The organism is Pseudomonas chlororaphis subsp. aurantiaca, from assembly GCF_013466605.1.
GTDB lineage: Bacteria > Pseudomonadota > Gammaproteobacteria > Pseudomonadales > Pseudomonadaceae > Aquipseudomonas > Aquipseudomonas chlororaphis_I.
The window spans coordinates 3,923,609-3,947,330 of the sequence record NZ_CP059162.1 but is presented as its reverse complement, the minus strand read 5'-3'; the positions used below and the strand labels follow the sequence as shown (position 1 = coordinate 3,947,330).

The window sequence follows — 23,722 nt, the reverse complement described above, 5'->3', positions numbered from 1 at the left end:
TTCAACCTGGCATCAAGCGAAGGCCGCACCCGCGAGGGTAGCGGCCTTCAGCTTTTTGGCGTGGTGCCTGGCAGTGAATTGATGACCGGGTTGCCGTCCTGGTTGCGGGTCAGGTACACCGGCAATACCTTGGGCAGCGTGGTCACCAGGCTCTTGACTGCGGTGACGTCGTAGATGCCGCCGACACGAATGTTGCCCGTGGCGCTGTCGGCCAGCATCACCGGCCTGCTGAGGTAGCGGTTGATCAGCGGCAGGGCCTCGCCGAGGGCCAGGTTGTCCAGCACCAGCTTGCCCTGGCGCCAGGCCAGCGAGCTGTCGTTGGCATCGCTCTGGCTGATCTGCGGTTGGTGATCGCCCTGACGATAACGCGCCTGCATGCCCGGATCGAGACGGAAGCTGCCATCGGGGTGGCTGTTGTCGCTGTTCACCAGCACCGAACCCTCGAGCAGGGTGACCCGTACCTGATCCTCGTACATCCAGACGTTGAACTGGGTGCCGGTGACCCGGACCTCGCCGCTGGCGGCCTTGACCACGAACGGGTGGCTGCTGTCATGGCTGACCTTGAAGAAAGCTTCGCCTTTTTTCAGGGTGACCCGGCGCTGATCCTTGTAGTTGCTGTAGGTCAGCTCGGTGCCCAGGTTGAGTTCGACCTGGCTGCCATCGGCCAGGGTCACCTGGCGCATGCTGCCGTCGGCCTGGAAATGTTCGTAGGAGGAGGGCAGCCAGCCCAGGGTCCAGCCGCTATAGGCGGCCAGGGGCAGGGCCAGGGCACTGATCGCCGCGGCCATGCCATAGGCGCGCCAGGATTTGCGCGGCGCCGGCAAGGGCTGGACGGTGGTGGCTAGCGGACGTGGCAGATGGTCGGCGACTTCCCAGATTTCCTGCATCGCTTCGTATTCGACGGCATGCAGCGGGTGGGCGTCGCGCCATTGCTCGAAGGCCTGGCGTTCGGCGGCCGTACAGTCCGCGGCATGCAGACGCATGCACCACTGCGCGGCGGCATCGGTGATGGCGTCGTATTCGGCTTCTGTAAGGTGCTGTTCGCTCATTGGCTCTTCCTGGTTTCGCGCATTCTACCCTTCGCAGCCAGGCTTGTAGAACCGCCGTCATGGCTGATGCCTATCAAAAGTGGAACTTATTTTTGGCCCGAAGCCTCTGCAACACTGGGCTTTCGCCAGCAGTATCCACAGCTGGAGTGAAAAAACGATCAAAAACACATGAGGCGCTGCCATCTCTACTGCCACCTTGGCGCACCATCCTCGGCCTGTTTGTAGCGACTCTGTCCCTTCCTGGCATCGCCTGTGCTAGGCCATGGCCGAGGTTGACAGGGCGCGCGCAAAGCGTTGTTTAATCGTCGGGCGCACTTATCCACGTGCATCCTCATACGCTGTAGCCCATTCCAATAATTAATCCGGAGCTCCAGATGTCTGTATCGCCCCCAGCTGTTGAAACACCGCAGGAACACCTGTCGCTCGAGGCGCTGGTGACGCTGCTGGAAACGATCTTCCTGCGCCATGGCACCAGCGCCGAAGTGGCGCGTTGCCTGGCGCAGAACTGTGCCGCTGCCGAATGCGACGGCGCCCACAGTCATGGCGTGTTCCGTATTCCCGGCTACGTGTCGACCCTCAACAGCGGCTGGGTCAACGGCAAGGCCGTGCCGGTGGTCGAAGACGTGGCCCCGGCCTTTGTCCGGGTCGATGCGTGTAACGGTTTTGCCCAACCGGCGCTGGCAGCGGCGCGCGCGCTGCTGGTGGAGAAAGTGCGCCACGCCGGGATCGCCATTCTGGCCATCCGCAATTCCCATCACTTCGCCGCGCTGTGGCCGGACGTCGAGCCATTCGCCGCGGAAGGGCTGGTCGCCCTGAGCGTGGTCAACAGCATGACCTGCGTGGTGCCCCACGGCGCCGATCGGCCGTTGTTCGGCACCAACCCGATTGCCTTCGCCGCGCCCCAGGCCGCTGGCGATCCCATCGTCTTCGACCTGGCCACCAGCGCCATCGCCCATGGCGACGTGCAGATCGCCGCGCGCAAGGGCGAGCGCCTGCCGTCGGGCATGGGCGTGGACGGCCTCGGCCAGCCCACCGACGACCCGAAAGCCATTCTCGAAGGCGGCGCGCTGCTGCCGTTCGGGGGGCACAAGGGCTCGGCGCTGTCGATGATGGTCGAGTTGCTGGCGGCGGCGCTGACCGGCGGCCATTTCTCGTTCGAGTTCGACTGGTCCAACCATCCAGGCGCGAAGACGCCCTGGACCGGCCAGTTGCTGATCGTCATCGATCCGAGCAAGGGCGCCGGGCAGAATTTCGCCGAGCGCAGCCAGGAGCTGATCCGGCAGATGCACGGCGTAGGGCTCAAGCGCCTGCCGGGGGATCGGCGGCATCGCCAGCGGGAAAAGTCCCTGCGCGAGGGGATTGCCCTGGACGCCGCGGAACTCAAGCAGCTGCGGGAGCTGGCCGGGCTTTAAAGCGCGCGTTCAACACGCAAGGACCAGGCGAGCATGCTGCTGGCCTGGTCCTTTTTTCAGCGGTTGCGGGTGGCGGTGGTCGTTACAAAAAGCCTGTTACGAGCGACGCCCCAGCAGCAGGCCCACCACCAGGCCGACGCCGGCGGAGATGGCCACGGTCTGCCACGGATGGCCGCCGATGTACTGCTCGGTAGCGTCCACCACCGGCTTGCTGCGCTCGCGCACGCTGGACACCGAGTCCAGCGCCTGCTTGAGTTTCAACCCGACCTGCTGGCGCAGGTTTTCGCCTTCCTCACCGATCAGCGATGCGCTGCTTTTCAGAAGCTTTTCCGATTCTTCGATCAACGCCTGAAGCTCGCTGAATTCCTGGTCCTTGATTTGTTCGTCAGCCGCTTGCGCAGCAGTTTTACGAGCCATTGAGTTACTCCTTGCGGGTCAGTGATGCGATGAACAATGGAGTCGCGGGGCCGGCGAAAAGTTGCAGATATTTTCTCCACCCGCTCCATGCCAGCGGGAAAACCCCAGCCGTCACAGTGTAAGATGTCGGCTATTTTACGCAGCAGGAAATTCCCATGAGCTTCAATCTGGCCAACAAGACTCTCGCCGAGCGTGCAGAGATCGAAGATGAAAAGTCCCGTCTGTTCGAGCTGTGGCAGAGCAACCTGGGCAAGGCCAAGGGCGAAGCCGCACGGTTGTTCGGCGAGCGCGGCAAGCGCAAGGGCAAATGGGCCGAATGGGTGCGTGCCGAGCTCGACGGCATGTCGCCGCCCGAATACGCCAACATGGTGCGCAGTGAAGTCAATCGCCTGATGGCGGCGAACAAGTAAGTTCGAAGCTGGCGACGATCGCCTCCCGCACTTTCAGCACCACCGGATCGATCTGCGCGCTGGTGCGCCAGCCCAGCTCGATCGGGTAGCGCGGCAGGTCCAGCGGGCAGGGCAGCAGCGCCAGCCCGGTCAGTTCGGCGATGCTCCGCGCGGCGTGGGCCGGAATGGTCGCCACCGCCTGGCTGCCCTTGAGCAGATGGGGCAGCGCGGCAAAATGCGTGGTCGAGGCGCAGACTTGGCGACTCAGGCCCAGGGCCGCCAGACCCTCGTCGGTAATCCCGATAAACCCTTGCGACGATACCAGCACATGCTCGCGGGCGACGAACTCGTCGAGGTCGATGGCCTGCTGTCCGGGCCTCAGGCTCGCCGGGTCCGCCAGGCACAGATAACTGCCTTCCCCCAATACCTGGCGGCTGAGCATGCGTTCGGCGAAACCGCCGGCGCTGATGGCCAGGTCGATGCTGCGCTGCAACAGCGCCTCGCCGACGATCTGGCTGTGGCTCTGGCGAAAGATCAGGCGCAGTTTCGGCGCCCGCCGGGCGACTTCCTCGATCAGGCGCCGGCCGTAGGCAATCTCGAAATCGTCCGACAGCCCGATCGCCACCGAGCGGCCCTGATAATGGCTGGCATGGGGATCGACCATGGCCAGGCTCTGCCGGCATTTGTTCAGGGCCTCGCTGATCACCGGCTTGAGCTGGTTGGCCCGCAGGGTCGGCGCCAGGCCGCGCCCGGTGCGCACGAACAACTGATCGCCGTACAGCTCGCGCAGGCGCCGCAGCGCCGCGCTCATGGCCGACTGGGTGACACCCAGGCGCAGGGCGGCGCGACTGGCGCTGGATTCGTCGTGCAGGGCTTCGAAGGCCTTGAGCAGGTTGAGATCGACCTGGGCGATATTCATCTGGTTCATATCATTCAGTATCAGGAGGGGCTTTCTGCATGATCGGCGAGCGCCGGACAATGGGCAACACTTCATCGCCACAGGAGTTTTCCCGATGTCCAAGTCCGTTGTCGCCGCGTTGCAGATCGGCTCCCTGCCAGGGGGCAAGGCCGATACCCTGGAGCAGATCCTGTCCTATGAGGACGCCATCATCGAGGCCGGCGCGCAGCTGGTGGTGATGCCCGAAGCCTTGCTCGGCGGCTACCCCAAAGGAGAAGGCTTCGGCACCCAGCTCGGCTATCGCCTGCCGGAAGGCCGCGAGGCCTTTGCCCGCTATTTCGCCAACGCCGTCGAGGTGCCGGGCGCGGAGACCGAGGCCCTGGCCGGCCTGGCGGCGCGCACCGGGGCCAACCTGGTGCTGGGGGTGATCGAGCGCGCCGGCAGTACCCTGTATTGCACGGCGCTGTATTTCGACCCGCAGCATGGCCTGGTGGGCAAGCACCGCAAGCTGATGCCGACCGGCACCGAGCGGCTGATCTGGGGCAAGGGCGACGGTTCGACCCTGCCGGTGCTGGACACCCAGGTCGGCCGGGTCGGCGCGGTGATCTGCTGGGAAAACATGATGCCGTTGCTGCGCACCGCGATGTACGCCAAGGGCGTGGACGTCTGGTGCGCGCCGACCGTGGACGAGCGCGAGATGTGGCAGGTCAGCATGCGCCACATCGCCCATGAAGGCCGCTGCTTCGTGGTCAGCGCCTGCCAGGTGCAGGCGTCACCCCAGGAGCTGGGGCTGGAGATCGCCAACTGGCCGGCCGAGCGCCCGCTGATTGCCGGCGGCAGTGTGATTGTCGGACCCATGGGCGAGGTGCTGGCCGGGCCGCTGGTGGGCCGTGCCGGCCTGCTGACGGCGCAGATCGACACCGCCGAGCTGGTGCGGGCGCGCTACGACTACGACGTGGTCGGCCACTATGCGCGCCCGGATGTGTTCGAGCTGACGGTGGACGAACGGGCCAAGGCCGGCGTGCGTTTCATCTGAGACGACGCCATTGCTCGCGGGTGATTTCCCAGATATCACGGGGCAATCGCCCGCAGACAAAGTCGTCTTCGTCACTGCGGATCAAGCGCATGCCGCCGCGCTCGGAAATCCGCCGCGAGGCCAGGTTCGGCGCGGCCTTGGGCACCCGCATCACCTCGCGCCCCAACACTTCGAACCAGTACTCGGTGACCGCCGCGCTGGCCTCGCTCATGTAGCCCTGGCCCTGCCACGCCGGAGCCAGCCAGAAGCCGCGATTGTTATCGGTCTGGTCCATCAGGCTGACATTACCGATCAGTTGCTCCGGCGCGCTGTTCAGGCGGATCGACCAGTGCCATTCCTCACCGCGCTCGATGGCCGGCAGCGCCAGGTCGCGCAGATACGTCAGGGCGCCATCGGCAGGGTAGGGCCAGGGCACCCGCGCATTGAGATAACGCACCACTTCCCAGTGCGCAAACTGCTGCTGGACAGCCTCGGCATCGGCCAGCTCCAGCGGGCGCAGGATCAGGCGTGCGGTGTAGAGGGTGGGGGACGGCTCCATATGAAAGCCTTTCTCCTTGCGGGCAATGACTTCAGGGGTAATCCATCTATTGTCTAGTCGAGCATCCAGCTACTGTCGCCTTCGGTGAGCGTGCCTCCATGACGGGTCGTATCTCCTTGCCTGGCAACCGTTTTTCCCTCAATGTCCTCTGTCGGTGAACCAGTTTGTATGACGGCACCGCAACTGATGCCATCCCCCACCCGGGCGACAGCCTTGCCATTGATAGAGGCACTTGTCGCCCCACTGACAACCGTTCCTGCTCCGTGTATCGGGCAGTCATGGCTATGACCAACAAGTACGACTGGTTTCATGCAAGTTCCCTCTCTGAATCAATCCCGGTTGCCGTCAATGAACGGTGCTCTGGAGAGTCTTTGGCCAGGTTTGGCACTCCAGCTTGTCGGCAAACGCTAGGGTTCAACGGTCCTGGCAGTCATTCCTATGGGCGTTGATGTACCAGGTTCTCCTTCGAGCGCTTGTTGTGGTGGGGCCGCCGGGTGTACGCGCAACAGGCGGCAGGTCATCCACCGGCAAAGAGCAACGAAGAAGTTGTAAGGGAAGAACACCAACCAAAGAGGCATCAGCCACCATTTCTTGCCCTGCTTTTCCCCCGGTTCTCCCGTGCGCCAAGGCACATAGTGACGAAATGCCTGACGGGGTGTCAGGCAGATGGCGTTATGAGGCGCATACCACCAGTGGGGCTCTTGAGGAACGGGCAGCTTATCCGGACCATGGGCCATGAACTGACGAATGTACTCCCACACCTGAGCAACGAAGATCGGTCGAGGATCGCTGGGTTCATTGCTGTCTATGCAGATGCTATAGGTGGGCGCCCAGGATTTGGCGATCTGTTTGGCTTGCAGGCTGTCTTGTTGGGTACCGAATGCATTCAGGACCAAAGAAGTAGTGGTACTGAACGACCGGCCGGAAAACTCGGTTCGACCCATCACGCCAGCTTTGACATGAGCCCAGTCACCGACAAGCAGGGTCTTGCCCTTGAGGTAGTAGATTTTCTGGGTGTGGCGATTGAAATAGAAGTTCGATTGACTCCTGATCAAGTGGATTCGGTAAAAAAGAAACAACGAAACTCCCAGCGGCAAGAGCAGGGGAATGAATAGAACCCAGGCTTCATCGGATGGCGTGTCATTGATAACGGCACAGAACATCCATAACCACAGCAGTAGAGTGATGACTATCGTGGCAGAGAACATCGTTGCCATGAAGGCTGAATCCGCAGGCATGGGATTGCGCAGGCACAAGACATTTTTTTCCATGGAAATGTATTGATCACCGATAGACGGTGCCGCTTCTGCCTTGTCTGCCGGTGTCCACGTCCAACTGATGGTCATGTGTATCTCCTTAGTCGATCAGCTCAAACTTCGCAGTCGCGACGGCGGTTTCATCCCAGCTTTGGTTGGGTTTGTAGCTGACCTCGAGAGATATTTTGTCACTATCAGTTGCGCCTATTTTGTGATTGAAGTGAAGTATCAATCCCGCTTTGACTTGTCGGCATTGAGTCGTCGCATTGGTTATCGGTAGGGGCGCACGGCTTGCAAGCTTGCCTTGCCAGGTACTTTGATCCTGCACGAAACCTGGGAAAAGAACGGCAAATTCGGCCTGGTCGGCCTCGAGATAGTTGTCATGCCAAGCGCTGTCTATGCCATTCCAACCCAATGACTTCGCTTGGCTGGCGTCAAGCAGTACAGGACCGAAATAGCCTTGATACCAACCCCTTATTTCGTCGCTCAAGGTGGCGTAGCCAGGAAGGCGTTTCTGTTCGTCGAGTTTCAGGTCCTGGCGTACTTGCCCATCGTTTTTACGATTACCGAATACACTGCGCGCGGCCCAAAGCTCCATGGGGGTGTGGTTTTCCTGGTTTGCCTTGGACATCAACCACATGGCCCCTATGACCATTGCCCCACCGATCAATATCACTGCAGCAGCAATCCAGCCAGCAACAGGAATGGTCGCGGAGGCGCCGGCAGCGGTGCCGACGCCCGCCATTGCACTCCCCAAGGCAAGGCCACCCTCGAGCATCGCCGCGCTCCCAATGGCCAGGGCAATGCCTCCGCCCCATGTATAAGTCGCAGCGGTAGAGTTGCCAGCGTTGAGCTTTTCATACCCTGAATAGCCATCGGTTATCACACCCAGGATAATTCCCGGCCACCCCAACCCTCGCCCGAATAGCTTGCTCGAGAGTGCGCTTGTTACTCCAGCTCCGAAGGCCGCTCCAGGAAGGCTCTGACCAAAACGCGCCGCTGATGCCACGTAAATGCTGCGCAGACTTACCCCAGCGGTAGCCATTGCCGAAATACTGCTTTTAACCTAAGAACTCTTGTTACAGATAACAGCAAATGGAACAGCTGACTGTAATTGTGAGAGCACTATATTCGGTACAAGTTTTTGAAGGCGGACGATAAAGCCATGAAAGCCGAAAAAACGTGAGGGCGTCGCAACAAGATGTTTCTGGCTATTTCGTAGGACGGCTTCATATGCGCGGCACATTCCTTGTGTGGACCTGCTGTGTTTTTTTCAGCGTCCGCCCAACACCAGACGTTCGCTGAGAAAGTCGACGAACACTCGCAGTTTCGGCAGCAGATGTCGACTGCCGGGCCAGAGCACCGAGAACTTGCCGCTGTCGATCTGATAGTCGTCCAGCACCGACACCAGCGAGCCGTCGGCCAGCGCCGGGCGCACCACGAAATCCGGCACGAAGGCGAGGCCCAGGCCCTGGGTGGCGGCGAAGATCAGTGATTCCAGGTTGTTGCTGGTCAGGGCGCTGCGCAGCACCAGCGGCGGTGCGTCGTTGGGCAGGCGCAGTTTCCACTCCTGTAGCTGCGGGGTGCCGGGAAACTTGTAGCGCAGGCAGGCATGCCGCTCCAGGTCCCGGGGACACTCGGGCACACCATGGCGGGTGAAATAGTGCGGGGCGCTGACCAGTACGAAGCGGAACGGTCCCAGGGTGCGGGACTTGAGCTGGGAGTCCGCCAGCTCGCCGCTGCGGATCACCGCGTCGACGCCTTCGGCGATCACGTCGATCAGCCGGTCGTTGAAATCCAGGTCCAGCTCGATGTCCGGGTAGCGTTCGGCGAACTCCGGCAGGATCGGCAACAGCATGCGATAGCCGATCGCGGGCAAGCTGACCCGCAGCTTGCCGCGGGGCTTGTCGCTGATGCGCGCGAGCTCGGCCTCGGCGTCTTCCACCTCGCCGACGATGCGCTGGCAGCGCTCGAAGAACAGCGTGCCTTCGTCAGTCAGGCTGATGCGCCGGGTGCTGCGATTGAGCAAGCGCACGCCGAGCCGTTCTTCCAGGCGGGCCAGGCTTTTGCCCACCGCCGAGGCGGAGATGCCCAGGCGTTCCGCCGCGCCGACAAAACTGCCGGCCTGCACCGTGCGCACAAAGGCCAGCATGCCACTGAGGTTGTCCATGGGAATCTCGATTGGAGCGTTTATGTCCGTAAATAACGGACTTGAGCCCTGTTTGTGGATGATTGCGGCGAATCTATCATTGATCGCACTCCAACGTTCCCCCTGAGGTGCCGATGAATTCGCCAACCGATGTGCCTGCAGCGGTCGATGACGCTGTCGCGGGCGGTTCTTCCTACGCGGTGCTGGCCGCGGTGTGCCTGGCGGCGTTGATCCTGCCGCTGACCTTCGTCGGCGTGGCGGTGGCGACTCCGGCCATCGACCGGGAGCTGGGCGGCGGCCCCCTGGCCCTGAGCTGGATCACCAATGCCTTCATGCTGAGTTTCGGCAGCGTGCTGATGGCCGCTGGCACCCTGGCCGACGAGTACGGGCGCAAGCGCGTGTTCAGCCTCGGTGTCGGCCTGTTCGCCCTGACGTCGCTGGCCCTGGCCTTCGCGCCTTCGGTGCTCTGGCTCGACCTGTTGCGGGCCGTGCAGGGGCTGGCCGGCGCGGCAGCGCTGGCGGGCGGCTCGGCGGCCCTGGCCCAGGCGTTCGAGGGCCCGGCGCGGACCCGCGCTTTCAGCCTGCTGGGCACTACCTTCGGCGTCGGCCTGGCATTCGGGCCGATCCTGGCCGGAGTGCTGATCGAAGCCTACGGCTGGCGCTCGATCTTCGTTTCGGGGACCTTGATCGGCGGTCTGTCGCTGCTGTTTGGCGTGCCGCGCATGCATGAGTCCCGCGACCCGGACGCGGCGGGTGTCGACTGGCCCGGTACCTTGAGCTTCACCGCGGCGCTGGTGGCGCTGACCTGGGGTATCTTGCAGGCGCCGCAAAGCGGCTGGGGCAGCCCGTTGGTCTGGGGCTTGTTGCTGGTGGCGTTGCTGGCGTTGTTGCTGTTCATCGTGGTGGAGCTGCGGGTCAAGCGGCCGATGCTCGACCTGTCGCTGTTTCGTTACCCGCGGTTTGTCGGCGTGCAGCTGCTGCCGATCGCCACCTGCTATTGCTTCGTGGTGTTGCTGATCCTGCTGCCGATCCGCTTTATCGGCGTGGAAGGCTACAGCGAGATCGATGCCGGTTTGATGATGATTGCCCTGTCCGCGCCGATGGTGGTGGTGCCGTTGCTGGCGGCGTGGCTGACCCGCTGGTTCGGCGCCGGGACCCTGTCCAGCGTCGGCTTGGTGGTTGCCGCGCTCGGGCTCTATCTGCTCAGCCGGATCGCCCCGGGGCAGGCGCCGGCGGCCAATGTCTTGCCCATGCTGTTGATCGGCCTCGGTACCGGTTTGCCCTGGGGCTTGATGGACGGGCTGTCGGTCAGTGTGGTGCCCAAGGAACGGGCGGGGATGGCCACCGGCATCTTCAGCACCACCCGGGTGGCGGGCGAGGGCATTGCCCTGGCCCTGGTGGTGGCGCTGCTGGCCGGCTTGCTGCAACTGTCCATGGCCGCGGCGCTGCCGGAGCATCCGCAACGGCCGCTGGCCGCCCAGCAACTGGCCAGCGGCAACCTGCAGGGCAGCGCGGCCTTGTTGCCCGAGCTGGGCCGGGACGTATTGCTCGGGCTCTACGCCAAGGCCTTCACCTGGCTGTTGTATGCGCTGATCGCCATCACCCTGGTCGCGGCGCTGATGGTGCGGCTGATGCTGCATGAGCCGCGCCGGGTTTGAGGGTGTTCAACGGAACTCGAAGAACTCGTGGTGCAGGTTGCGCTCGGGAATCGCGTATTCGCGCATCAATGCCTTGACCCGCGCCAGCAAGCCCTTGGGCCCGCAGAAACTGATCTGGATCTGTTGTGGATCGGTTTCGCTGGCCAGCCGTTTCAGGGTTTCCCCCAGGCGGTCGGCGCCGTCGGTGTGGCCGATGAAATCCACCCCGCGTTCCTCGGCCAGGCCCTGCAAGGTTTCGATGCTGGGGAAGGCCCGTGACGGGTTGCAGCAGTAGACCAGGGTCGCCCGGTCGAAGCGCCCGGCGGCGGCATCCTGCAGCCACGAGATAAAGGGCGAGATACCGACGCCACCGCCGATCCAGATTTCCCGGCCGGCATCGAGCCGGCGCTTGAAGCGGCCATAGGGCGCGTAGAGGTCGGCGAGCATGCCGACCTTGACCTGCTGGCGCAGCTTCTGGGTGTAGTCGCCCAGGGCGCGGATCACGAACTCGATGCGCCCATCGCTGGCGTGGGCGCTGGCGATGGTGAAGGGGTGTGGCTCGCGCAGGCCTTTTTCGCGCATGGCGAGAAAGGCGAACTGCCCGGCCTTGAAGGCGAAGCCGCGGTGCAGCGGGGTCAGCTCCAGGTGCAGGGAATTTTTCTCCAGGGTCACGGCGCTGACCCGGTATTCGCCGGCCTTGGCCAGCAACGGATAGAGCAGCAGCTTGTACAGGGCGCCGAGCAGGCCCAGGCCGCAGAGTGCGGTGAGCCAGATGCCCGAGGGGTTATCCAGGGTAATCGGCGACTTGAAGCTCAGCCAGTGCAGGATGACGATCGCGAACAGCGGCCCGGACAGCTTGTGCCACCAGCGCCACTGGCCGTAGGGAATGTTGCGGTTCAGCGCCAGCAGCACGATCAGGCCGAGGGCGACGTAGCTCAGCTGCCGCACCATGCGCGTCCAGTACTTGGACAGCTCGACGATCGGTACGCTTTGCCAGAGATCCAGGTTGGCCTTGAACACCAGGTGATAGCTGGCGAAGACCAGCGCCCAGATGCCCAGCCACTTGTGGGTTTCATAGACCCGGTCGAGGCCGCCGAACAGCCGCTCGACCCAGCGCCAGCGGCTGGCCAGCAGGCAGGACAGTGCCATATAGGCCAGCGCCGTGGCGCCGAGGACCAGGCTCAGGGTGGCGGAGGTCAGCCAGGTATCGCTGGGGATTTCCAGCAGCACGGTGAGGGTGGTGATCAGCAGGACGCCGACCACCGAATACCAGGTTTTCAAGGGGGACACCTCCAGCAAGATGGCGCCAGTGTCGGCGCATAGGATGGGTTGCGGACTGCGGGCGGGTGAGGGCGCAGCCGGGGTGAGGGGGATTTTACTGGCAGAGCGGCGAGCCCGGGCTGATCTGTATCAGCGCCTGCTCAGTGCGGGTATGGCAACGGGTTTTCCACCAGCCAGGCCTGGGCGAAATCCAGGTAGGCGCGGACGATGTTCGAGGGCGGGTGCCGGTTCGGATAAAGCAGGTGCAGCTGTTGTTCCGGCATCGGCAGGTGGGGCAGCAGGGCTTGCAGACGACCGTCGCGCACCGCTTCGGCGGCGAGAAAGGCCGGTAGCTCGGTGACCACCTTGGCGGTCAGCGCCAGCTGGCGCAGGTGCAGGTAATCGTTGGCGGCGAACAGCGGGTCGGGGCTGTAGGACTGGTCGCCCAGTTGCCACTGTTCCCGGGCATCGGCATGGCGCGACCAGACGGCGCAGGGCAAGCGCCGAAGGTCGGCAGGCGTTTGCGGGGTGCCGAGTCGCTCCAGCAGCAGCGGGCTGGCGACCAGCAGATGCCGGTAGCTGCCGAGCAGGCGCGCCGGGCGATCCTCGTCGAACAGCGGCCCGGCGCGCAGGGCGACGTCGACCCCGTCCTGCGCCAGGTCGCTTTCCCGCTCACTGGTGTAGACCGCGACCTGGATTTCGGGATGGCGCCGCTGGAACTCGGCCAGCAGCTTCCACCAGCTCTCGAATGCCGCCGGCACCGAGACACTCAGGCGGCCCTGCAAGTGTATTCGATCATTTCTGACAGCCTGTTCGCCCTCGGCCAGGGCCTCGATACCGCGGCTGGCGTGTTCGTAGAGCTGGCTGCCGGCGGCGGTCAGCCGGGTGCCGCGGGCGGAGCGTTCCAGCAGTTGCACGTTGAGGCTGCGTTCCAGTTCACGGATGCCCCGGCGGATGGTGGCCAGCGGTAGTTGCAGCAGGTTGGCGGCGGACGAAATGCTGCCGCATTGGACCACGCTGACAAACATCCTGGCGGCGTTGAGATCCATGAGCGCTCCCTGTCGAATGTAGGGGAAAGCCTATCAGCTGCGGCTCTGCCCGATCAAAAATGCGCGGCCCGCGGATAATTTTTATCGCCGGTTTTTCTCCCGCGCGAGGGGCTGTATGGGGGGAGGGCGAGGGATAGCCACGACAACTGTGTTCTCGACGCGGCGGGGGGCGTCTAGCAGCGGTAGCTTCGCGGCGGTGCGAGGCACGAAGTGCGAGTCTGAACATGCAAGCGTTGTTGAACGAGATCCTCGACGAGGTCCGTCCCTTGATTGGCCAGGGTAAAGTGGCCAGCTACATTCCGGCGCTGGCCGACGTGCCGGCCAACCAGCTGGGGATTGCCGTGTATGGCAACGATGGCCAGGTGTTCAGCGCCGGTGATGCCGATACGCCGTTCTCGGTGCAGAGCATTTCCAAGGTGTTCAGCCTGGTGCAGGCCATCGGCCATTCCGGCGAGGCAATCTGGCAGCGCCTGGGGCATGAGCCTTCCGGGCAACCCTTCAATTCCTTGGTGCAGCTGGAGTTCGAGCGTGGCCGTCCGCGCAACCCGTTCATCAATGCCGGGGCGCTGGTGATCTGCGATATCAACCAGTCGCGCTTCGCCGCGCCGGCGCTGTCCATGCGCGATTTCGTGCGGCGCCTGTCCGGCAACATGCAGGTGCTGGTGGACGGCCGCGTCGCCGATTCGGAATACCAGCACCGCGCGCGCAATGCGGCGATGGCCTACCTGATGCAGTCCTTCGGCAATTTCCACAACGACGTCGAGGCGGTGCTGCGCAGCTACTTCAGCCACTGCGCGCTGCGCATGAGCTGTATCGACCTGGCGCGGGCCTTCTGCTTCCTGGCCAACGACGGCTTCTGCAAGCACAGCGGCGAGCAGATCCTCACGGCGCGCCAGACCCAGCAGGTCAACTCGATCATGGCTACCAGCGGCCTGTACGACGAAGCTGGCAATTTCGCCTACCGCGTCGGCCTGCCGGGCAAGAGCGGCGTGGGCGGCGGTATCGTCGCGGTGGTGCCGGGGCAGTTCACGGTGTGCGTGTGGTCGCCGGAATTGAATGCGGCGGGCAATTCCCTGGTGGGCATGGCGGCGCTGGAACTGCTGAGCCAGCGCATCGGCTGGTCGGTGTTCTAGGACGGCGGGAGCATTGTGGCCGGTTGCGGGCGCTGCACACCCGGTCGCAGGCTGCGCCAGCGGCTACAGGGGCGCGGTGTCTGTGTAGTCGCTGCCGAGCCTGCGAGGCTGCGCTCGGTTGCGTAGCAACCGCAAAACCTGAGTCCGCGATCTGCCTGGATAAGCTATTTGCGAGCGTTACGCGCCCGATTACCAGGTGAAGTTGGCGGTCTTCGGCAGGCTCAGCTGGCCTTTTTCGACGAAACGCATAGTGCCGAACGGGCCGCCGGCGAGCTTGCCGCGCAGCACGTAGGGCAGGTCGTCGAGGCTTTGCGTCTGGCTCAGGCCCAGGGTCTGTCGCAGCACGGCGAAGGCCGAGACGCTGACCGGCACCACCAGCACGCCCTCGGAGAAGCGCCCGATGCTGCCGCTCTGGTCGCTGACCCCGGAGGCCAGCGGCCGGCCGTTGACCTCAAGGTCCAGGGCCACGCCGTTGTAGTTGATCGCGGTTTCGTTGGGGTTCTGCAGGCGCAGCTTGATTGCGAAACGCACTTCCAGGTCCTGGCCGGGCAGGGGTTCGATACCGACCACATTGATATTCAGCGGATCGTGCTGGGGAAACAGGGCGCAGGCGTTCAGGCTGAGCAACAGCAAGGAAAGGGTGAGGCCGAGGAATCTGCGCATTGGAAGCTCTCTGCGGGAAAGGAGGCAGTAGCGAATCTAGCGCGACCAGATCTGCACCACAAACCGGAGGTTGTTTGAGCACCCTCTTCTGTAGGAGCCAGGCTTGCCGGCGATAAGGCCGGCAGTGAGCTTGAGGCCTGCCATCTGGTAGCGTCGCCACCGATGCTATCGCGAGCAATCGAGCGTCGACCGGCTGCTCCTACAGATGCGTGTTGGGTCAGGCGATGGACTTGGTGCTTACATCCGGGTCCTGCATGACCTTGAGGGTCGCCGCTTCCGGGTCGAACTCGTCTTCTTCCAGCTCGATGAATTCTTCCGGCAGGAAGATGTTCAGCAGGATCGCGCACATCGCGCCCACGGTGATCGGTGATTCGAAGATGTTGTGCAGCGCCTTGGGCAGTTCGCGCAGGACTTCCGGCACCGCCGCCACGCCCAGGCCCATGCCCAGGGAAATGGCCACGATCAGCACATTGCGTCGATGCAGCCCGGCTTCGGCGAGGATCTTGATCCCGGCCACGGCCACGGTGCCGAACATGATCAGGGTGGCGCCGCCCAGCACCGGCTTGGGCATCAGTTGCAGCACCGCGCCGATCACCGGGAACAGCCCCAGCAGCACCAGCAGGCCGGCGATGAAGTACGCCACGTAGCGGCTGGCCACGCCGGTCAGCTGAATCACCCCGTTGTTCTGGGCGAAGGTGACCATCGGCAGGCTGTTGAACACCGCCGCCACCATCGAGTTGAAACCGTCGGCCAGCAGCCCGGACTTGATGCGCTTGATGTACAGCGGGCCCTTGACCGGCTGCTGGGAAATCATCGAGTTGGCGGTCAGGTCGCCGGCCGCTTCCAGGGGCGAGATCAGGAAAATCACCGCCAGCGGGATGAAGGCGATCAGGTCGAAGGAGAAACCGTACTTGAACGGCACCGGCACGCTGACCATCGGCACTTCCGGCATCGTCGCCAAATCGACCCGGCCCAGCAGCCAGGCGACCACGAAGCCCAGGGTCAGGCCGATGACGATCGAGCCCAGGCGCAGCATCGGGTGGCTGAAGCGGTTGAGGATCACGATGGTCAGCAGCACCAGGGCGGCCAGGCCGAGGTTGCTGGCGGCGCCCAGGTCCGGCGCACCGAAGCCGCCGGCCATGTCGGTGACCGCCACCTTGATCAGCGACAGGCCCATCAGGGTGATGATGGTGCCGGTGACCACCGGGGTGATCAGCTTGCGCAGCTTGCCGATGAACTGGCTGAGGAACATCTCGATAAAGGCCGCGCAGAAGCAGATGCCGAAGATGGTCGAGAGGATCTCCTCGTTGCTGCCGCCACGGCCCTTGACCATCAGCCCGGCGCTGAGCAGCACGCTGATAAAGGAAAAGCTGGTGCCCTGCACGCACAGCAGCCCGGAGCCGATCGGCCCCAGGCGCCGGGCCTGGACGAAGGTGCCCAGGCCCGAGACGAACAGCGCCATGCTGATCAGGTAGGGCGTTTCGTTCTGCAGGCCCAGCACGCCGCCGAAGATCAGGGTCGGGGAGATGATGCCGACAAAGCTCGCCAGCACGTGTTGCAGCGCGGCGAAGATCGCCGCGCTGAAATGCGGGCGGTCCTCCAGGCCATAGATCAGGTCGGACTTGTAGCGCGGCGTGGAGCGATCAGGTGCGGTCATGGGAAAAGCCTGCCAATGACGTGTCGATAGGGCATGAAACACGTGAAGAAAAGGGGCACGACGCGGGCTGTCGGAGGACGTAAGGCAAAATCTGCGAACCCGGTCGGAAAAATGGAGGCGCAGGATGCCAGAAAGGTGAACGGGTCAGAAGAGCAAAGCGCGTTGCCGGCTGAAACTTCAATCGACGGTAGCGGCTAGCGGATGCGGCGCTTGCCCGAAGGCGGCCAGCAGGTCTTCCTCGAAGGCCTGCTGCGCATCGCCGGGAGCCTGGGCGCGGTGGCGGGCCAGGTAGAAGCCGACGTCGTAGCTCAACTCCCGCGGGCGCAAGGCCTTGAGCAGGCCCTGGTCTTCCCAGGCGCGGGCAAAGTGGCTGGGCAGATAGCCGATATGCTGGCCCGAGAGGATGAAGGTGAGGGTGGCCTCGACCTGCTGGGAACAGGCCGAGCCGGGCACGCCCCGCAACGGCTCGTCGTTTCTCGGCAGTCGGTAGCTGTGGTCGACCTTGTCGGCGCGATGCAGTTCGTCCAGGTCCGGGTTGTCCTGAGCGAACAGCGGATGGCCGCGCCCGCAGTACAGGTGCTGGGTTTCCGTGAACAGCTGCCGGTAATCGAAGGCACTCTGCACCTTGGAGAAATAGCCGATCGCCAGGTCCAGGCGCTGCTGCAACAGCAGGCGTTCCATCTCGCCGGTCATGGCGCTCAGCATCTCGATGCGCACCGATTCGTCGCGCTGGCGAAAGCGCCGGATCGCCTCGGCGACTTTCTGCAACACCGCCGGGTCGAGCGCCTCCGACAGGCCCAGGCGCACCTCGCCGAGCAAACGCCCGGCCACCCCGTTGGACTGATGGCGAAACTGCTCGATGGAGTCGAACAGGCTGCGGGTCGCCAGCAGCAGTTGTTCGCCCTTGGGTGTCAGGCGAAAGCCTCCCTTGCCACGGCTGCACAGGCGATAGCCGAGGCGGGTTTCCAGCTTGGCCATCTGCTGGCTGATGCTCGACTGGCTCAACCCCAGTTCGCCCTGGGCGGCGCTGAAGCCGCCGCATTCGACCACACAGACGAACAGGCGCAGCAGGTGCAGGTCGAGGTCGTGCAGTTGGCCGAGCATCAAACATTACTCCGGGCGAATGTCAGGTTAATACGCTTGATATTTTTCCAATGTATCGACCGGTGCAAGCTGCCGCCACAGATTCCTCGAGGGCCGTCAGCGCGGGGATATCTGCAACCCTTCGTTAGCTGCCCACCATAAGGACGCATCCATGGATATCGCCAACCGCAACGACCAGGCCCTGACCCGTGACAGCCTGTACGGCACCGCCGCCGAAAGCACCTACGCCGGCATCACCAGCTTCATGCGCCGCCGCTACAGCCGCGACCTGCGCGGGGTGGATGTGGCGGTCAGCGGCGTGCCGTTCGATACCGCCACCAGCAACCGCCCCGGCGCGCGTTTCGGCCCACGGGGGATTCGCGCGGCCTCCACCGGCATCGCCTGGGAGCGCCACTGGCCGTGGACGTTCGATCCGTTCGACCATTTGGCGGTGGTCGACTACGGCGATTGCGCCTTCGATTCCGGGGTGCCGCAGTCGGTGCCGGAGCGCATCGAGGCCCATGCCGAGCAGATCCTCGGCAGCGGCAGCGCGATGCTGACCTTCGGCGGCGACCACTTCATCACCTATCCGCTGCTCAAGGCCCATGCGCGCAAGCACGGTCCGCTGGCGCTGATCCACTTCGATGCCCACAGCGATACCTGGCCGGACGAAGAGGGCAAGCGCATCGACCACGGCACCATGTTCTGGCACGCGGCCAGGGAAGGGCTGGTGGACCCGGCGCGGTCGGTGCAGATCGGCCTGCGCACCACCAATGACGATCACCAGGGGTTCCAGGTGCTGGATGCGCGGCAGGTGCATCGGCGCGGTTGCGAAGCGATCGTCGAGGCGATCCGCCAGCGGGTCGGCGAGCAGCCGGTGTACTTGACCTTCGACATCGACTGCCTCGACCCGGCCTTCGCCCCCGGTACCGGCACTCCGGTGTGCGGCGGCCTGAGCACGCTGCAGGCGCTGGAGATCCTCGGTGGCCTGCGTGGCATCAACCTGGTGGGCATGGACGTGGTGGAAGTGGCCCCCGCCTATGACAGCGCGGAAATCACCTCGCTGGCGGCGGCCACCCTGGCGATGGAAATGCTCTGCCTGTATGCGGCGCGGCATAAGGTCGATCGGTAGGGCGGGAAGCGGGCGCGGGATTGCCGCAGGCATCCGGTTTGCGGCAACTGCGTTGCCGATCGCAGCCTCGCGGGCTCGGCAGTGGCTACAGGTTCCACGAATCGTTGGCGCTGATCGCTACTGACAGATCCTGACAGGGGGCTCTGCTAAGCTGCGCCGATCTTTCCCTGCCGAGCCTGATGACGTGTCGCGCACCACTCGTTTGTTGACCTTGTTGCAAGTGCTGCGCGGCAAGCGCTGCCCGGTGACCGCCGCGGCGCTGGCGGCCGAGCTGGAGGTGTCCGAGCGCACCCTGTACCGCGATATCGCCGAGCTGACGGCCCTGGGCGCGCCGATCCATGGCGAGGCCGGGATCGGCTATGTGCTGCGCAGCGGCCTGTTTCTGCCGCCGCTGATGCTCAACGCCGACGAGACCGAGGCCATCGTCCTCGGCCTGCGTTATGTCGACCAGCGTGGCGACGAGGTACTCGGCAAGGCCGCCGCCGATGCCCTGGCGAAGATCGCCGCGGTGCTGGCCCCGGCGGCCCAGGAAGCCTTGCACAACCCGACGGTGCTGCCCGGCCCGCCGGCATACCGCTATCCGGAAAACGTGGTGCCGCTGAATGTATTTCGTCAGGCGATCCGCGAGCAGGCCAAGCTGCACATCGATTACGCCGACGTGAACAAGACCCCCAGCCAGCGCCTGATCTGGCCGCTGGCCCTGGGCTTCATGAACGAGGCGCGGGTGATAGTCGCCTGGTGTGAGCTGCGCGACGATTTCCGCACTTTTCGCACCGACCGGATCGCCGCCGCGAGCGAGCAGGGCCAGCGATATCCGGGGCGCCGCAGCGACCTGTTGCGCACCTGGCGCCAGCGCATGCAACTGGACGATGCCGGGCGTTTCACTCCTGACAAGAATTGACGCGACGGCGTTTTAGCATGGCTCCAGCAATGATAAACAAGGAGCCGCAGCACCATGTCCAGCACAGTCACTTCTCTCGCACCGGCCATCGCCGCCTACCTCGCGGCCACCAATGGTCGTGACAGTTCGGCGGTCGCCAGTTTCTTCGCCGAAGACGCCCAGGTGTTCGATGAGGGCCAGCATCAGGCCGGCACCCGGGCCATCGCCCAATGGATGGAAGACACCGCCCGCCGTTACCAGCCACGGCTCGAGGTGCTCAAGGTCCAGCAGCGCACCGGCAAGGTGCTGGTGGACAACCTGATCTCCGGCAGCTTCCCCGGCAGCCCGCTGGAATTGCGCTACGTGTTCCGGCTCGACGAGCAGGGCAAGATCGCCCGGCTGGATATCTCGCTGTAGCCGCACAATGTAGCCGCTGGCGAAGCCTGCGATCGACCTGGGCGGCATCCCGACGCAAGATGGGGCATGGCATACTGCGGGCCCATTTGCGGATGCGTGGACCCCATGCCTTTCGATTCTCCCCTCAGCGCCTATCAGTACGCCCTCCAGGAGCGCGGTTTTGTCGCCGACGAGGCCCAGGAGCGGGCGATGCTGGCCCTGCAGCAGTGCCATGTCGCCCTGCATGAAGGGCGCAAGTCGATCACCGGGGTCTATCTGTGGGGCCCCGTGGGACGGGGCAAGACCTGGCTGATGGACCAGTTCTATCAAAGCCTCGAGGTGCCGGCGCGGCGTCAGCACTTCCACCATTTCATGGGCTGGGTCCACCAGCGTTCGTTCCAGTTGACCGGCACCGCCGACCCGCTGCAGGCCCTGGCCCGGGAGCTGAGCGAAGAGGTGCGGGTGCTGTGTTTCGACGAGCTGTTCGTCAACGACATCGGCGACGCGATCATTCTCGGTCGCCTGTTCCAAGTGATGTTCGAACAGGGCGTGGTGATGGTCTGCACCTCCAACCAGCCGCCGCAACAGCTGTATGCCGATGGCTTCAACCGCGAGCGTTTCCTGCCGGCGATCGCCGCGATCGAGGCGCATATGCAGGTGGTGGCGGTGGATGGCGCCCAGGACCATCGCCTGCACCCGGGGGCGCTGACCCAGCGTTATTGGGTGACCCCGGACGGCCAACCGAGCGCCCTGGGCCCGGTGTTCGAACAACTGGCGGCGGGGCAGGCGGCGTCCAGCGCGGTGTTGCCGGTGGGTTACCGCGAGGTCCAGGTGATCAAGACCAGCGAGCGGGTGCTCTGGTGCCGTTTCGCCGACCTGTGCGAGCAGCCGTTCGCCGCCATGGACTTCATGGCCCTGTGCGACCGTTTCAGCGCGATCCTGCTCAGCGAAGTGCCCGAACTCAGTGCGCAACAGCGCCCGGGACGGATTGCCCGGGGCACCGAGGACGGCGCCGAGCGAGTCGTGGCCGGCGATCGCGAGCTGCCGCAGCTGTCGATCCACGATGACAGTGTGCGGCGGTTCATCGCCCTGGTGGACGAGTGCTACGACCGCAAGGTGCCGCTGTACCTCGAGGCGCGGGTGCCGATGGAGGCGTTGTACACCGAGGGCTACCTGGAGTTTCCATTCCGCCGTACCCTCAGTCGTCTGAAGGAGATGCAGCTGCAGCGTTTCGGCTGAACACGCCTGATCATTACAAGGGAGACCTGACCGTGAACCAGCCCCTGTCCCATCATCTGCTGACCATGGCTTACCAGAACGCCTGGGCCAATCACCGCCTGGGCAAGGCCTGGGAAACACTCACCCCGAGCGAGCTGGCGGCGCCGCGGGTGAGCTTCTTTCCCAGCCTCAAAGCCACCCTCAACCACATCCTCACCTGCGACTGGTTCTACGTCGACGCGCTGGAGCGGGAGCTGCGCGGCGAGGCGCCACGGGCCGACTGCTATGTGTTTTTCGAGATTGAGGAACCTTTCGACCAGGCCGCCGACCTGCGGCGAGAGCAGGCGCTGGTGGACCGCCGGCTGATCGCCTACTGCGAGCAGCAGCGGGATGTGGACCTTGCGCGTATCGTCACCATCGCCCGGGAAAAACCGCAGCGCGATACCCGGCTGCGCATGCTTTCGCACCTGTTCGCGCACCAGTTGCATCACCGTGGCCAGGTGCACGCCATGCTCAGTGGCACCCGGGTGGCGCCGCCGCAGCTGGACGAGTTCTTCTGCGCGGGCGAGGCGGCCCTGCGCGCCGAGGACTTTGCCGAGCTGGGCTGGAGCGAAGCGCAGATCTGGGGCGCGGAGGCGGTCGAGGAAAAAGAACGGTAGCGCTTGACGCGCTAGCCGCTCGTTTGGTCATGTGCCGATGTTTACAATCGCTCTCCCGGGGACCCGCCCGGATCAATAACTGTTGAGGACAGACATGGACGTTGCAGACGTATTGGTACTCCAGGCCAGCTACACCAACCCGGTACACGCCGAGGCAATCGCCCTGGTGCTTAATCACTATGCCCAGGACCCGATGGGTGGCGGCCAGCCGCTGGACGCCGATCTGTTGCGGCAATTGCCCGGCGAACTGGCCAAGCGCCCCCATGCTTTCAGCGTGCTGGCCTTTGTCGGTGGCGAACCGGCCGGGCTGGTGAATTGCTTCGAGGGTTTTTCCACCTTTGCCGGCCGGCCGCTGGTCAATGTGCACGACGTGTCGGTGATCGATAAATTCCGCGGCCTGGGCCTGAGCCAGAAGATGCTGCAGAAGGTCGAGGAGATTGCCCGCCAGCGCGGCTGCTGCAAGATCACCCTGGAAGTGCTGGAGGGCAACGCGGTGGCCCAGGCGTCCTACCGCAAGTTCGGCTTCGACGACGCCAGGCTCGACCCGAGCCATGGCCGGATGCTGTTCTGGAACAAGACCCTGTAGACCCCAGGAGCCCGCCGGCCGATGAATTCACGCCCCCAGCATGCCCCCGTGATCCACCGTGACAGCGCCTGGGCGGTGTTCCTGGTGTTCCTGCGGCTGGGGCTGAGCTCCTTCGGCGGGCCGGTGGCGCACCTGGGGTACTTCCGTACCGAGTTCGTCCAGCGCCGCGCCTGGCTGAGCGAGGCGGCCTATGCCGAACTGATTGCCCTGTGCCAGTTCCTCCCGGGGCCCGCCAGCAGCCAGGTGGGCTTCGCCCTCGGCTGGTCGCGGGCCGGCCTGGCCGGTGCGCTGAGTGCCTGGCTGGGGTTCACCTTGCCCTCGGCGCTGATCCTGATTGCCCTGGCCATGGGCTTGACCGGTAGCGGCACGGGGCTGCCCGGCGGACTGGTGCATGGCCTGAAGATAGTCGCGGTGGCGGTGGTGGCCCAGGCGTTGTGGGGCATGGCCCATGCCTTGTGCCGCGGGCCGCTGCGCATGCTGATCACACTTGCCTCGGCGGCCAGTGTGCTGCTCTGGCCGAGCACCCTCGGCCAGGTCTGCGTCATGTTGCTGGCGGGCGTGGTCGGCGCGGGCCTGCTCCAGCCGACCTTCAACAACCGCGAAGACGGCCTGGCGATTATGGTCGGCAAGCGTACGGGCTACCTGGCCCTTGTGCTATTTGCCCTGTTGCTGGCGGCTTTGCCGCTGCTGGCCGGGTTCTGGCCCAGCCTGTCGCTGGTGCTGGCCGACGGTTTCTATCGCGCCGGTGCCCTGGTGTTCGGTGGCGGCCATGTGGTGCTGCCGCTATTGCAGAGCGAGGTGGTCGCACCGGGCCTGCTGAGCAACGATCTGTTCCTCGCCGGTTATGCCGCCGCCCAGGCGGTGCCGGGGCCCTTGTTTTCTTTCTCGGCCTTTCTCGGCGCAGCCATCGACGGCTGGAGCGGCGCGCTGCTGTGCCTGGTGATGATTTTCCTGCCGGCCATGCTGCTGATCGTCGGCGTCCTGCCGTTCTGGCAGAACCTGCGCCACCTGGGCTGGGTCCAGGCCGCGCTGGCCGGAGTCAATGCAGCGGTGGTCGGCCTGCTGGCGGCGGCGCTGTACGACCCGCTGTGGACCAGCACCATCCTCAAGCCGCTGGACCTGGCGCTGGCGCTGCTGGCCCTGGCCGCGTTGATGCGCTGGAGGCTGCCGTCCTGGCTGGTGGTGCTCGCTGGTGGCGCCGTCGGCCTGCTGCTGGGGGCCTGAA

25 protein-coding genes are annotated in these 23,722 nt (G+C 64.5%); 12 read left to right on the top strand and 13 right to left on the bottom strand.

All coding sequences use genetic code 11. The features are described from left to right. Nucleotides 1-47: 47 nt before the first annotated feature. Nucleotides 48-1,049 carry a FecR family protein gene (locus H0I86_RS17895; RefSeq protein ID WP_180921515.1) on the bottom strand — a complete coding sequence of 334 codons (1,002 nt, stop codon included), beginning with the start codon at nucleotides 1,047-1,049 and terminating at the stop codon, nucleotides 48-50. Nucleotides 1,050-1,423: 374 nt separating this feature from the next. Between H0I86_RS17895 and H0I86_RS17890 the strand changes: the two genes are divergently transcribed. Then, nucleotides 1,424-2,461: an Ldh family oxidoreductase gene (locus H0I86_RS17890; protein WP_180921514.1), complete on the top strand. Its 1,038-nt coding sequence runs from the start codon at nucleotides 1,424-1,426 to the stop codon at nucleotides 2,459-2,461. Nucleotides 2,462-2,557: 96 nt separating this feature from the next. On the opposite strand, the gene H0I86_RS17885 is transcribed toward H0I86_RS17890, so the two are convergent. Next, nucleotides 2,558-2,878: an ElaB/YgaM/YqjD family protein gene (locus H0I86_RS17885; protein ID WP_180921513.1), complete on the bottom strand. Its 321-nt coding sequence runs from the start codon at nucleotides 2,876-2,878 to the stop codon at nucleotides 2,558-2,560. Nucleotides 2,879-3,033: 155 nt separating this feature from the next. Here H0I86_RS17885 and H0I86_RS17880 point away from each other — a divergent pair, with 155 nt between their 5' ends. Then, nucleotides 3,034-3,288 carry a hypothetical protein gene (locus tag H0I86_RS17880; protein WP_007928582.1) on the top strand — a complete coding sequence of 85 codons (255 nt, stop codon included), beginning with the start codon at nucleotides 3,034-3,036 and terminating at the stop codon, nucleotides 3,286-3,288. Here H0I86_RS17880 and H0I86_RS17875 read toward each other — a convergent pair. After that, complete coding sequence (locus H0I86_RS17875; RefSeq protein WP_180921512.1) at nucleotides 3,260-4,195, bottom strand: LysR family transcriptional regulator; 936 nt, start codon at nucleotides 4,193-4,195, stop codon at nucleotides 3,260-3,262. The two genes, H0I86_RS17880 and H0I86_RS17875, sit on opposite strands and share 29 nt — an antisense overlap. Before the next feature lie 85 nt (nucleotides 4,196-4,280). Here H0I86_RS17875 and H0I86_RS17870 point away from each other — a divergent pair, with 85 nt between their 5' ends. Next, nucleotides 4,281-5,201, top strand: a complete 921-nt coding sequence (locus tag H0I86_RS17870) for a carbon-nitrogen hydrolase family protein (protein WP_180921511.1) — start codon at nucleotides 4,281-4,283, stop codon at nucleotides 5,199-5,201. Here H0I86_RS17870 and H0I86_RS17865 read toward each other — a convergent pair. From H0I86_RS17865 to H0I86_RS17845, 5 genes are all read right to left on the bottom strand, one after another. Beyond that, the gene (locus H0I86_RS17865) at nucleotides 5,194-5,739 is read right to left on the bottom strand and encodes a GNAT family N-acetyltransferase (RefSeq protein ID WP_180921510.1); all 546 of its coding nucleotides are present in this window, start codon (nucleotides 5,737-5,739) and stop codon (nucleotides 5,194-5,196) included. The two genes, H0I86_RS17870 and H0I86_RS17865, sit on opposite strands and share 8 nt — an antisense overlap. Before the next feature lie 53 nt (nucleotides 5,740-5,792). After that, complete coding sequence (locus H0I86_RS17860; RefSeq protein WP_180921509.1) at nucleotides 5,793-6,050, bottom strand: PAAR domain-containing protein; 258 nt, start codon at nucleotides 6,048-6,050, stop codon at nucleotides 5,793-5,795. Between the two features lie 96 nt (nucleotides 6,051-6,146). Beyond that, nucleotides 6,147-7,085, bottom strand: coding sequence for a DUF6708 domain-containing protein (locus H0I86_RS17855; RefSeq protein ID WP_180921508.1), 939 nt, complete (start codon nucleotides 7,083-7,085; stop codon nucleotides 6,147-6,149). A 10-nt stretch (nucleotides 7,086-7,095) separates the two neighbouring features. Next, complete coding sequence (locus H0I86_RS17850; protein ID WP_180921507.1) at nucleotides 7,096-7,881, bottom strand: hypothetical protein; 786 nt, start codon at nucleotides 7,879-7,881, stop codon at nucleotides 7,096-7,098. Between the two features lie 387 nt (nucleotides 7,882-8,268). Next, the gene (locus H0I86_RS17845) at nucleotides 8,269-9,165 is read right to left on the bottom strand and encodes a LysR family transcriptional regulator (protein ID WP_180921506.1); all 897 of its coding nucleotides are present in this window, start codon (nucleotides 9,163-9,165) and stop codon (nucleotides 8,269-8,271) included. 113 nt (nucleotides 9,166-9,278) lie between these two features. Between H0I86_RS17845 and H0I86_RS17840 the strand changes: the two genes are divergently transcribed. Beyond that, nucleotides 9,279-10,802, top strand: a complete 1,524-nt coding sequence (locus H0I86_RS17840; protein ID WP_180921505.1) for an MFS transporter — start codon at nucleotides 9,279-9,281, stop codon at nucleotides 10,800-10,802. 6 nt (nucleotides 10,803-10,808) lie between these two features. On the opposite strand, the gene H0I86_RS17835 is transcribed toward H0I86_RS17840, so the two are convergent. Together H0I86_RS17835 and H0I86_RS17830 are read right to left on the bottom strand one after the other, a co-directional pair. Then, a complete protein-coding gene (locus tag H0I86_RS17835; RefSeq protein ID WP_180921504.1) occupies nucleotides 10,809-12,062 on the bottom strand; it encodes a ferredoxin reductase family protein in 1,254 nt (417 codons plus the stop codon). 140 nt (nucleotides 12,063-12,202) lie between these two features. Continuing rightward, nucleotides 12,203-13,090 carry a LysR family transcriptional regulator gene (locus H0I86_RS17830; protein WP_180921503.1) on the bottom strand — a complete coding sequence of 296 codons (888 nt, stop codon included), beginning with the start codon at nucleotides 13,088-13,090 and terminating at the stop codon, nucleotides 12,203-12,205. Between the two features lie 224 nt (nucleotides 13,091-13,314). On the opposite strand from H0I86_RS17830, the gene glsB reads away from it, so the two are divergent. Further along, nucleotides 13,315-14,223, top strand: coding sequence for a glutaminase B (gene glsB / locus H0I86_RS17825; RefSeq protein ID WP_009043730.1), 909 nt, complete (start codon nucleotides 13,315-13,317; stop codon nucleotides 14,221-14,223). 189 nt (nucleotides 14,224-14,412) lie between these two features. Here glsB and H0I86_RS17820 read toward each other — a convergent pair whose 3' ends face one another. From H0I86_RS17820 to H0I86_RS17810, 3 genes are all read right to left on the bottom strand, one after another. After that, a complete protein-coding gene (locus H0I86_RS17820; RefSeq protein ID WP_180921502.1) occupies nucleotides 14,413-14,886 on the bottom strand; it encodes an LEA/WHy family protein in 474 nt (157 codons plus the stop codon). Nucleotides 14,887-15,103: 217 nt separating this feature from the next. Beyond that, nucleotides 15,104-16,543, bottom strand: coding sequence for a nucleobase:cation symporter-2 family protein (locus H0I86_RS17815; protein WP_180921501.1), 1,440 nt, complete (start codon nucleotides 16,541-16,543; stop codon nucleotides 15,104-15,106). 177 nt (nucleotides 16,544-16,720) lie between these two features. Further along, complete coding sequence (locus H0I86_RS17810) at nucleotides 16,721-17,647, bottom strand: LysR family transcriptional regulator (protein WP_180921500.1); 927 nt, start codon at nucleotides 17,645-17,647, stop codon at nucleotides 16,721-16,723. Between the two features lie 151 nt (nucleotides 17,648-17,798). Here H0I86_RS17810 and speB point away from each other — a divergent pair, with 151 nt between their 5' ends. From speB to chrA, 7 genes are all read left to right on the top strand, one after another. Next, nucleotides 17,799-18,758, top strand: coding sequence for an agmatinase (gene speB / locus H0I86_RS17805; RefSeq protein ID WP_180921499.1), 960 nt, complete (start codon nucleotides 17,799-17,801; stop codon nucleotides 18,756-18,758). Between the two features lie 184 nt (nucleotides 18,759-18,942). Further along, nucleotides 18,943-19,659 carry a helix-turn-helix transcriptional regulator gene (locus H0I86_RS17800; RefSeq protein ID WP_038579249.1) on the top strand — a complete coding sequence of 239 codons (717 nt, stop codon included), beginning with the start codon at nucleotides 18,943-18,945 and terminating at the stop codon, nucleotides 19,657-19,659. A gap of 54 nt (nucleotides 19,660-19,713) precedes the next feature. Next, the gene (locus H0I86_RS17795) at nucleotides 19,714-20,055 is read left to right on the top strand and encodes a nuclear transport factor 2 family protein (protein ID WP_180921498.1); all 342 of its coding nucleotides are present in this window, start codon (nucleotides 19,714-19,716) and stop codon (nucleotides 20,053-20,055) included. Between the two features lie 105 nt (nucleotides 20,056-20,160). After that, the gene (zapE, locus tag H0I86_RS17790; protein ID WP_180921497.1) at nucleotides 20,161-21,273 is read left to right on the top strand and encodes a cell division protein ZapE; all 1,113 of its coding nucleotides are present in this window, start codon (nucleotides 20,161-20,163) and stop codon (nucleotides 21,271-21,273) included. Between the two features lie 32 nt (nucleotides 21,274-21,305). Further along, the gene (locus H0I86_RS17785) at nucleotides 21,306-21,911 is read left to right on the top strand and encodes a DinB family protein (protein WP_180921496.1); all 606 of its coding nucleotides are present in this window, start codon (nucleotides 21,306-21,308) and stop codon (nucleotides 21,909-21,911) included. 94 nt (nucleotides 21,912-22,005) lie between these two features. Then, nucleotides 22,006-22,497: a GNAT family N-acetyltransferase gene (locus H0I86_RS17780; RefSeq protein ID WP_180921495.1), complete on the top strand. Its 492-nt coding sequence runs from the start codon at nucleotides 22,006-22,008 to the stop codon at nucleotides 22,495-22,497. 21 nt (nucleotides 22,498-22,518) lie between these two features. After that, nucleotides 22,519-23,721, top strand: a complete 1,203-nt coding sequence (gene chrA, locus H0I86_RS17775; protein ID WP_180921494.1) for a chromate efflux transporter — start codon at nucleotides 22,519-22,521, stop codon at nucleotides 23,719-23,721. Nucleotide 23,722 lies beyond the last annotated feature (1 nt).

What these genes read in the sequence shown, in the direction of transcription:
- H0I86_RS17870 (WP_180921511.1), top strand. Translation starts at nt 4,281, where the DNA reads ATGTCCAAGTCCGTTGTCGCCGCGTTGCAGATCGGCTCCCTGCCAGGG.
- glsB (WP_009043730.1), top strand. Translation starts at nt 13,315, where the DNA reads ATGCAAGCGTTGTTGAACGAGATCCTCGACGAGGTCCGTCCCTTGATT.
- H0I86_RS17830 (WP_180921503.1), bottom strand. Translation starts at nt 13,090, where the DNA reads ATGGATCTCAACGCCGCCAGGATGTTTGTCAGCGTGGTCCAATGCGGC.
- H0I86_RS17810 (WP_180921500.1), bottom strand. Translation starts at nt 17,647, where the DNA reads ATGCTCGGCCAACTGCACGACCTCGACCTGCACCTGCTGCGCCTGTTC.
- H0I86_RS17820 (WP_180921502.1), bottom strand. Translation starts at nt 14,886, where the DNA reads ATGCGCAGATTCCTCGGCCTCACCCTTTCCTTGCTGTTGCTCAGCCTG.
- H0I86_RS17780 (WP_180921495.1), top strand. Translation starts at nt 22,006, where the DNA reads ATGGACGTTGCAGACGTATTGGTACTCCAGGCCAGCTACACCAACCCG.
- H0I86_RS17880 (WP_007928582.1), top strand. Translation starts at nt 3,034, where the DNA reads ATGAGCTTCAATCTGGCCAACAAGACTCTCGCCGAGCGTGCAGAGATC.
- H0I86_RS17860 (WP_180921509.1), bottom strand. Translation starts at nt 6,050, where the DNA reads ATGAAACCAGTCGTACTTGTTGGTCATAGCCATGACTGCCCGATACAC.
- speB (WP_180921499.1), top strand. Translation starts at nt 17,799, where the DNA reads ATGGATATCGCCAACCGCAACGACCAGGCCCTGACCCGTGACAGCCTG.
- zapE (WP_180921497.1), top strand. Translation starts at nt 20,161, where the DNA reads ATGCCTTTCGATTCTCCCCTCAGCGCCTATCAGTACGCCCTCCAGGAG.
- H0I86_RS17875 (WP_180921512.1), bottom strand. Translation starts at nt 4,195, where the DNA reads ATGAACCAGATGAATATCGCCCAGGTCGATCTCAACCTGCTCAAGGCC.
- H0I86_RS17895 (WP_180921515.1), bottom strand. Translation starts at nt 1,049, where the DNA reads ATGAGCGAACAGCACCTTACAGAAGCCGAATACGACGCCATCACCGAT.
- H0I86_RS17840 (WP_180921505.1), top strand. Translation starts at nt 9,279, where the DNA reads ATGAATTCGCCAACCGATGTGCCTGCAGCGGTCGATGACGCTGTCGCG.
- H0I86_RS17815 (WP_180921501.1), bottom strand. Translation starts at nt 16,543, where the DNA reads ATGACCGCACCTGATCGCTCCACGCCGCGCTACAAGTCCGACCTGATC.
- H0I86_RS17885 (WP_180921513.1), bottom strand. Translation starts at nt 2,878, where the DNA reads ATGGCTCGTAAAACTGCTGCGCAAGCGGCTGACGAACAAATCAAGGAC.
- H0I86_RS17890 (WP_180921514.1), top strand. Translation starts at nt 1,424, where the DNA reads ATGTCTGTATCGCCCCCAGCTGTTGAAACACCGCAGGAACACCTGTCG.
- H0I86_RS17855 (WP_180921508.1), bottom strand. Translation starts at nt 7,085, where the DNA reads ATGACCATCAGTTGGACGTGGACACCGGCAGACAAGGCAGAAGCGGCA.
- H0I86_RS17795 (WP_180921498.1), top strand. Translation starts at nt 19,714, where the DNA reads ATGTCCAGCACAGTCACTTCTCTCGCACCGGCCATCGCCGCCTACCTC.
- H0I86_RS17845 (WP_180921506.1), bottom strand. Translation starts at nt 9,165, where the DNA reads ATGGACAACCTCAGTGGCATGCTGGCCTTTGTGCGCACGGTGCAGGCC.
- H0I86_RS17865 (WP_180921510.1), bottom strand. Translation starts at nt 5,739, where the DNA reads ATGGAGCCGTCCCCCACCCTCTACACCGCACGCCTGATCCTGCGCCCG.
- chrA (WP_180921494.1), top strand. Translation starts at nt 22,519, where the DNA reads ATGAATTCACGCCCCCAGCATGCCCCCGTGATCCACCGTGACAGCGCC.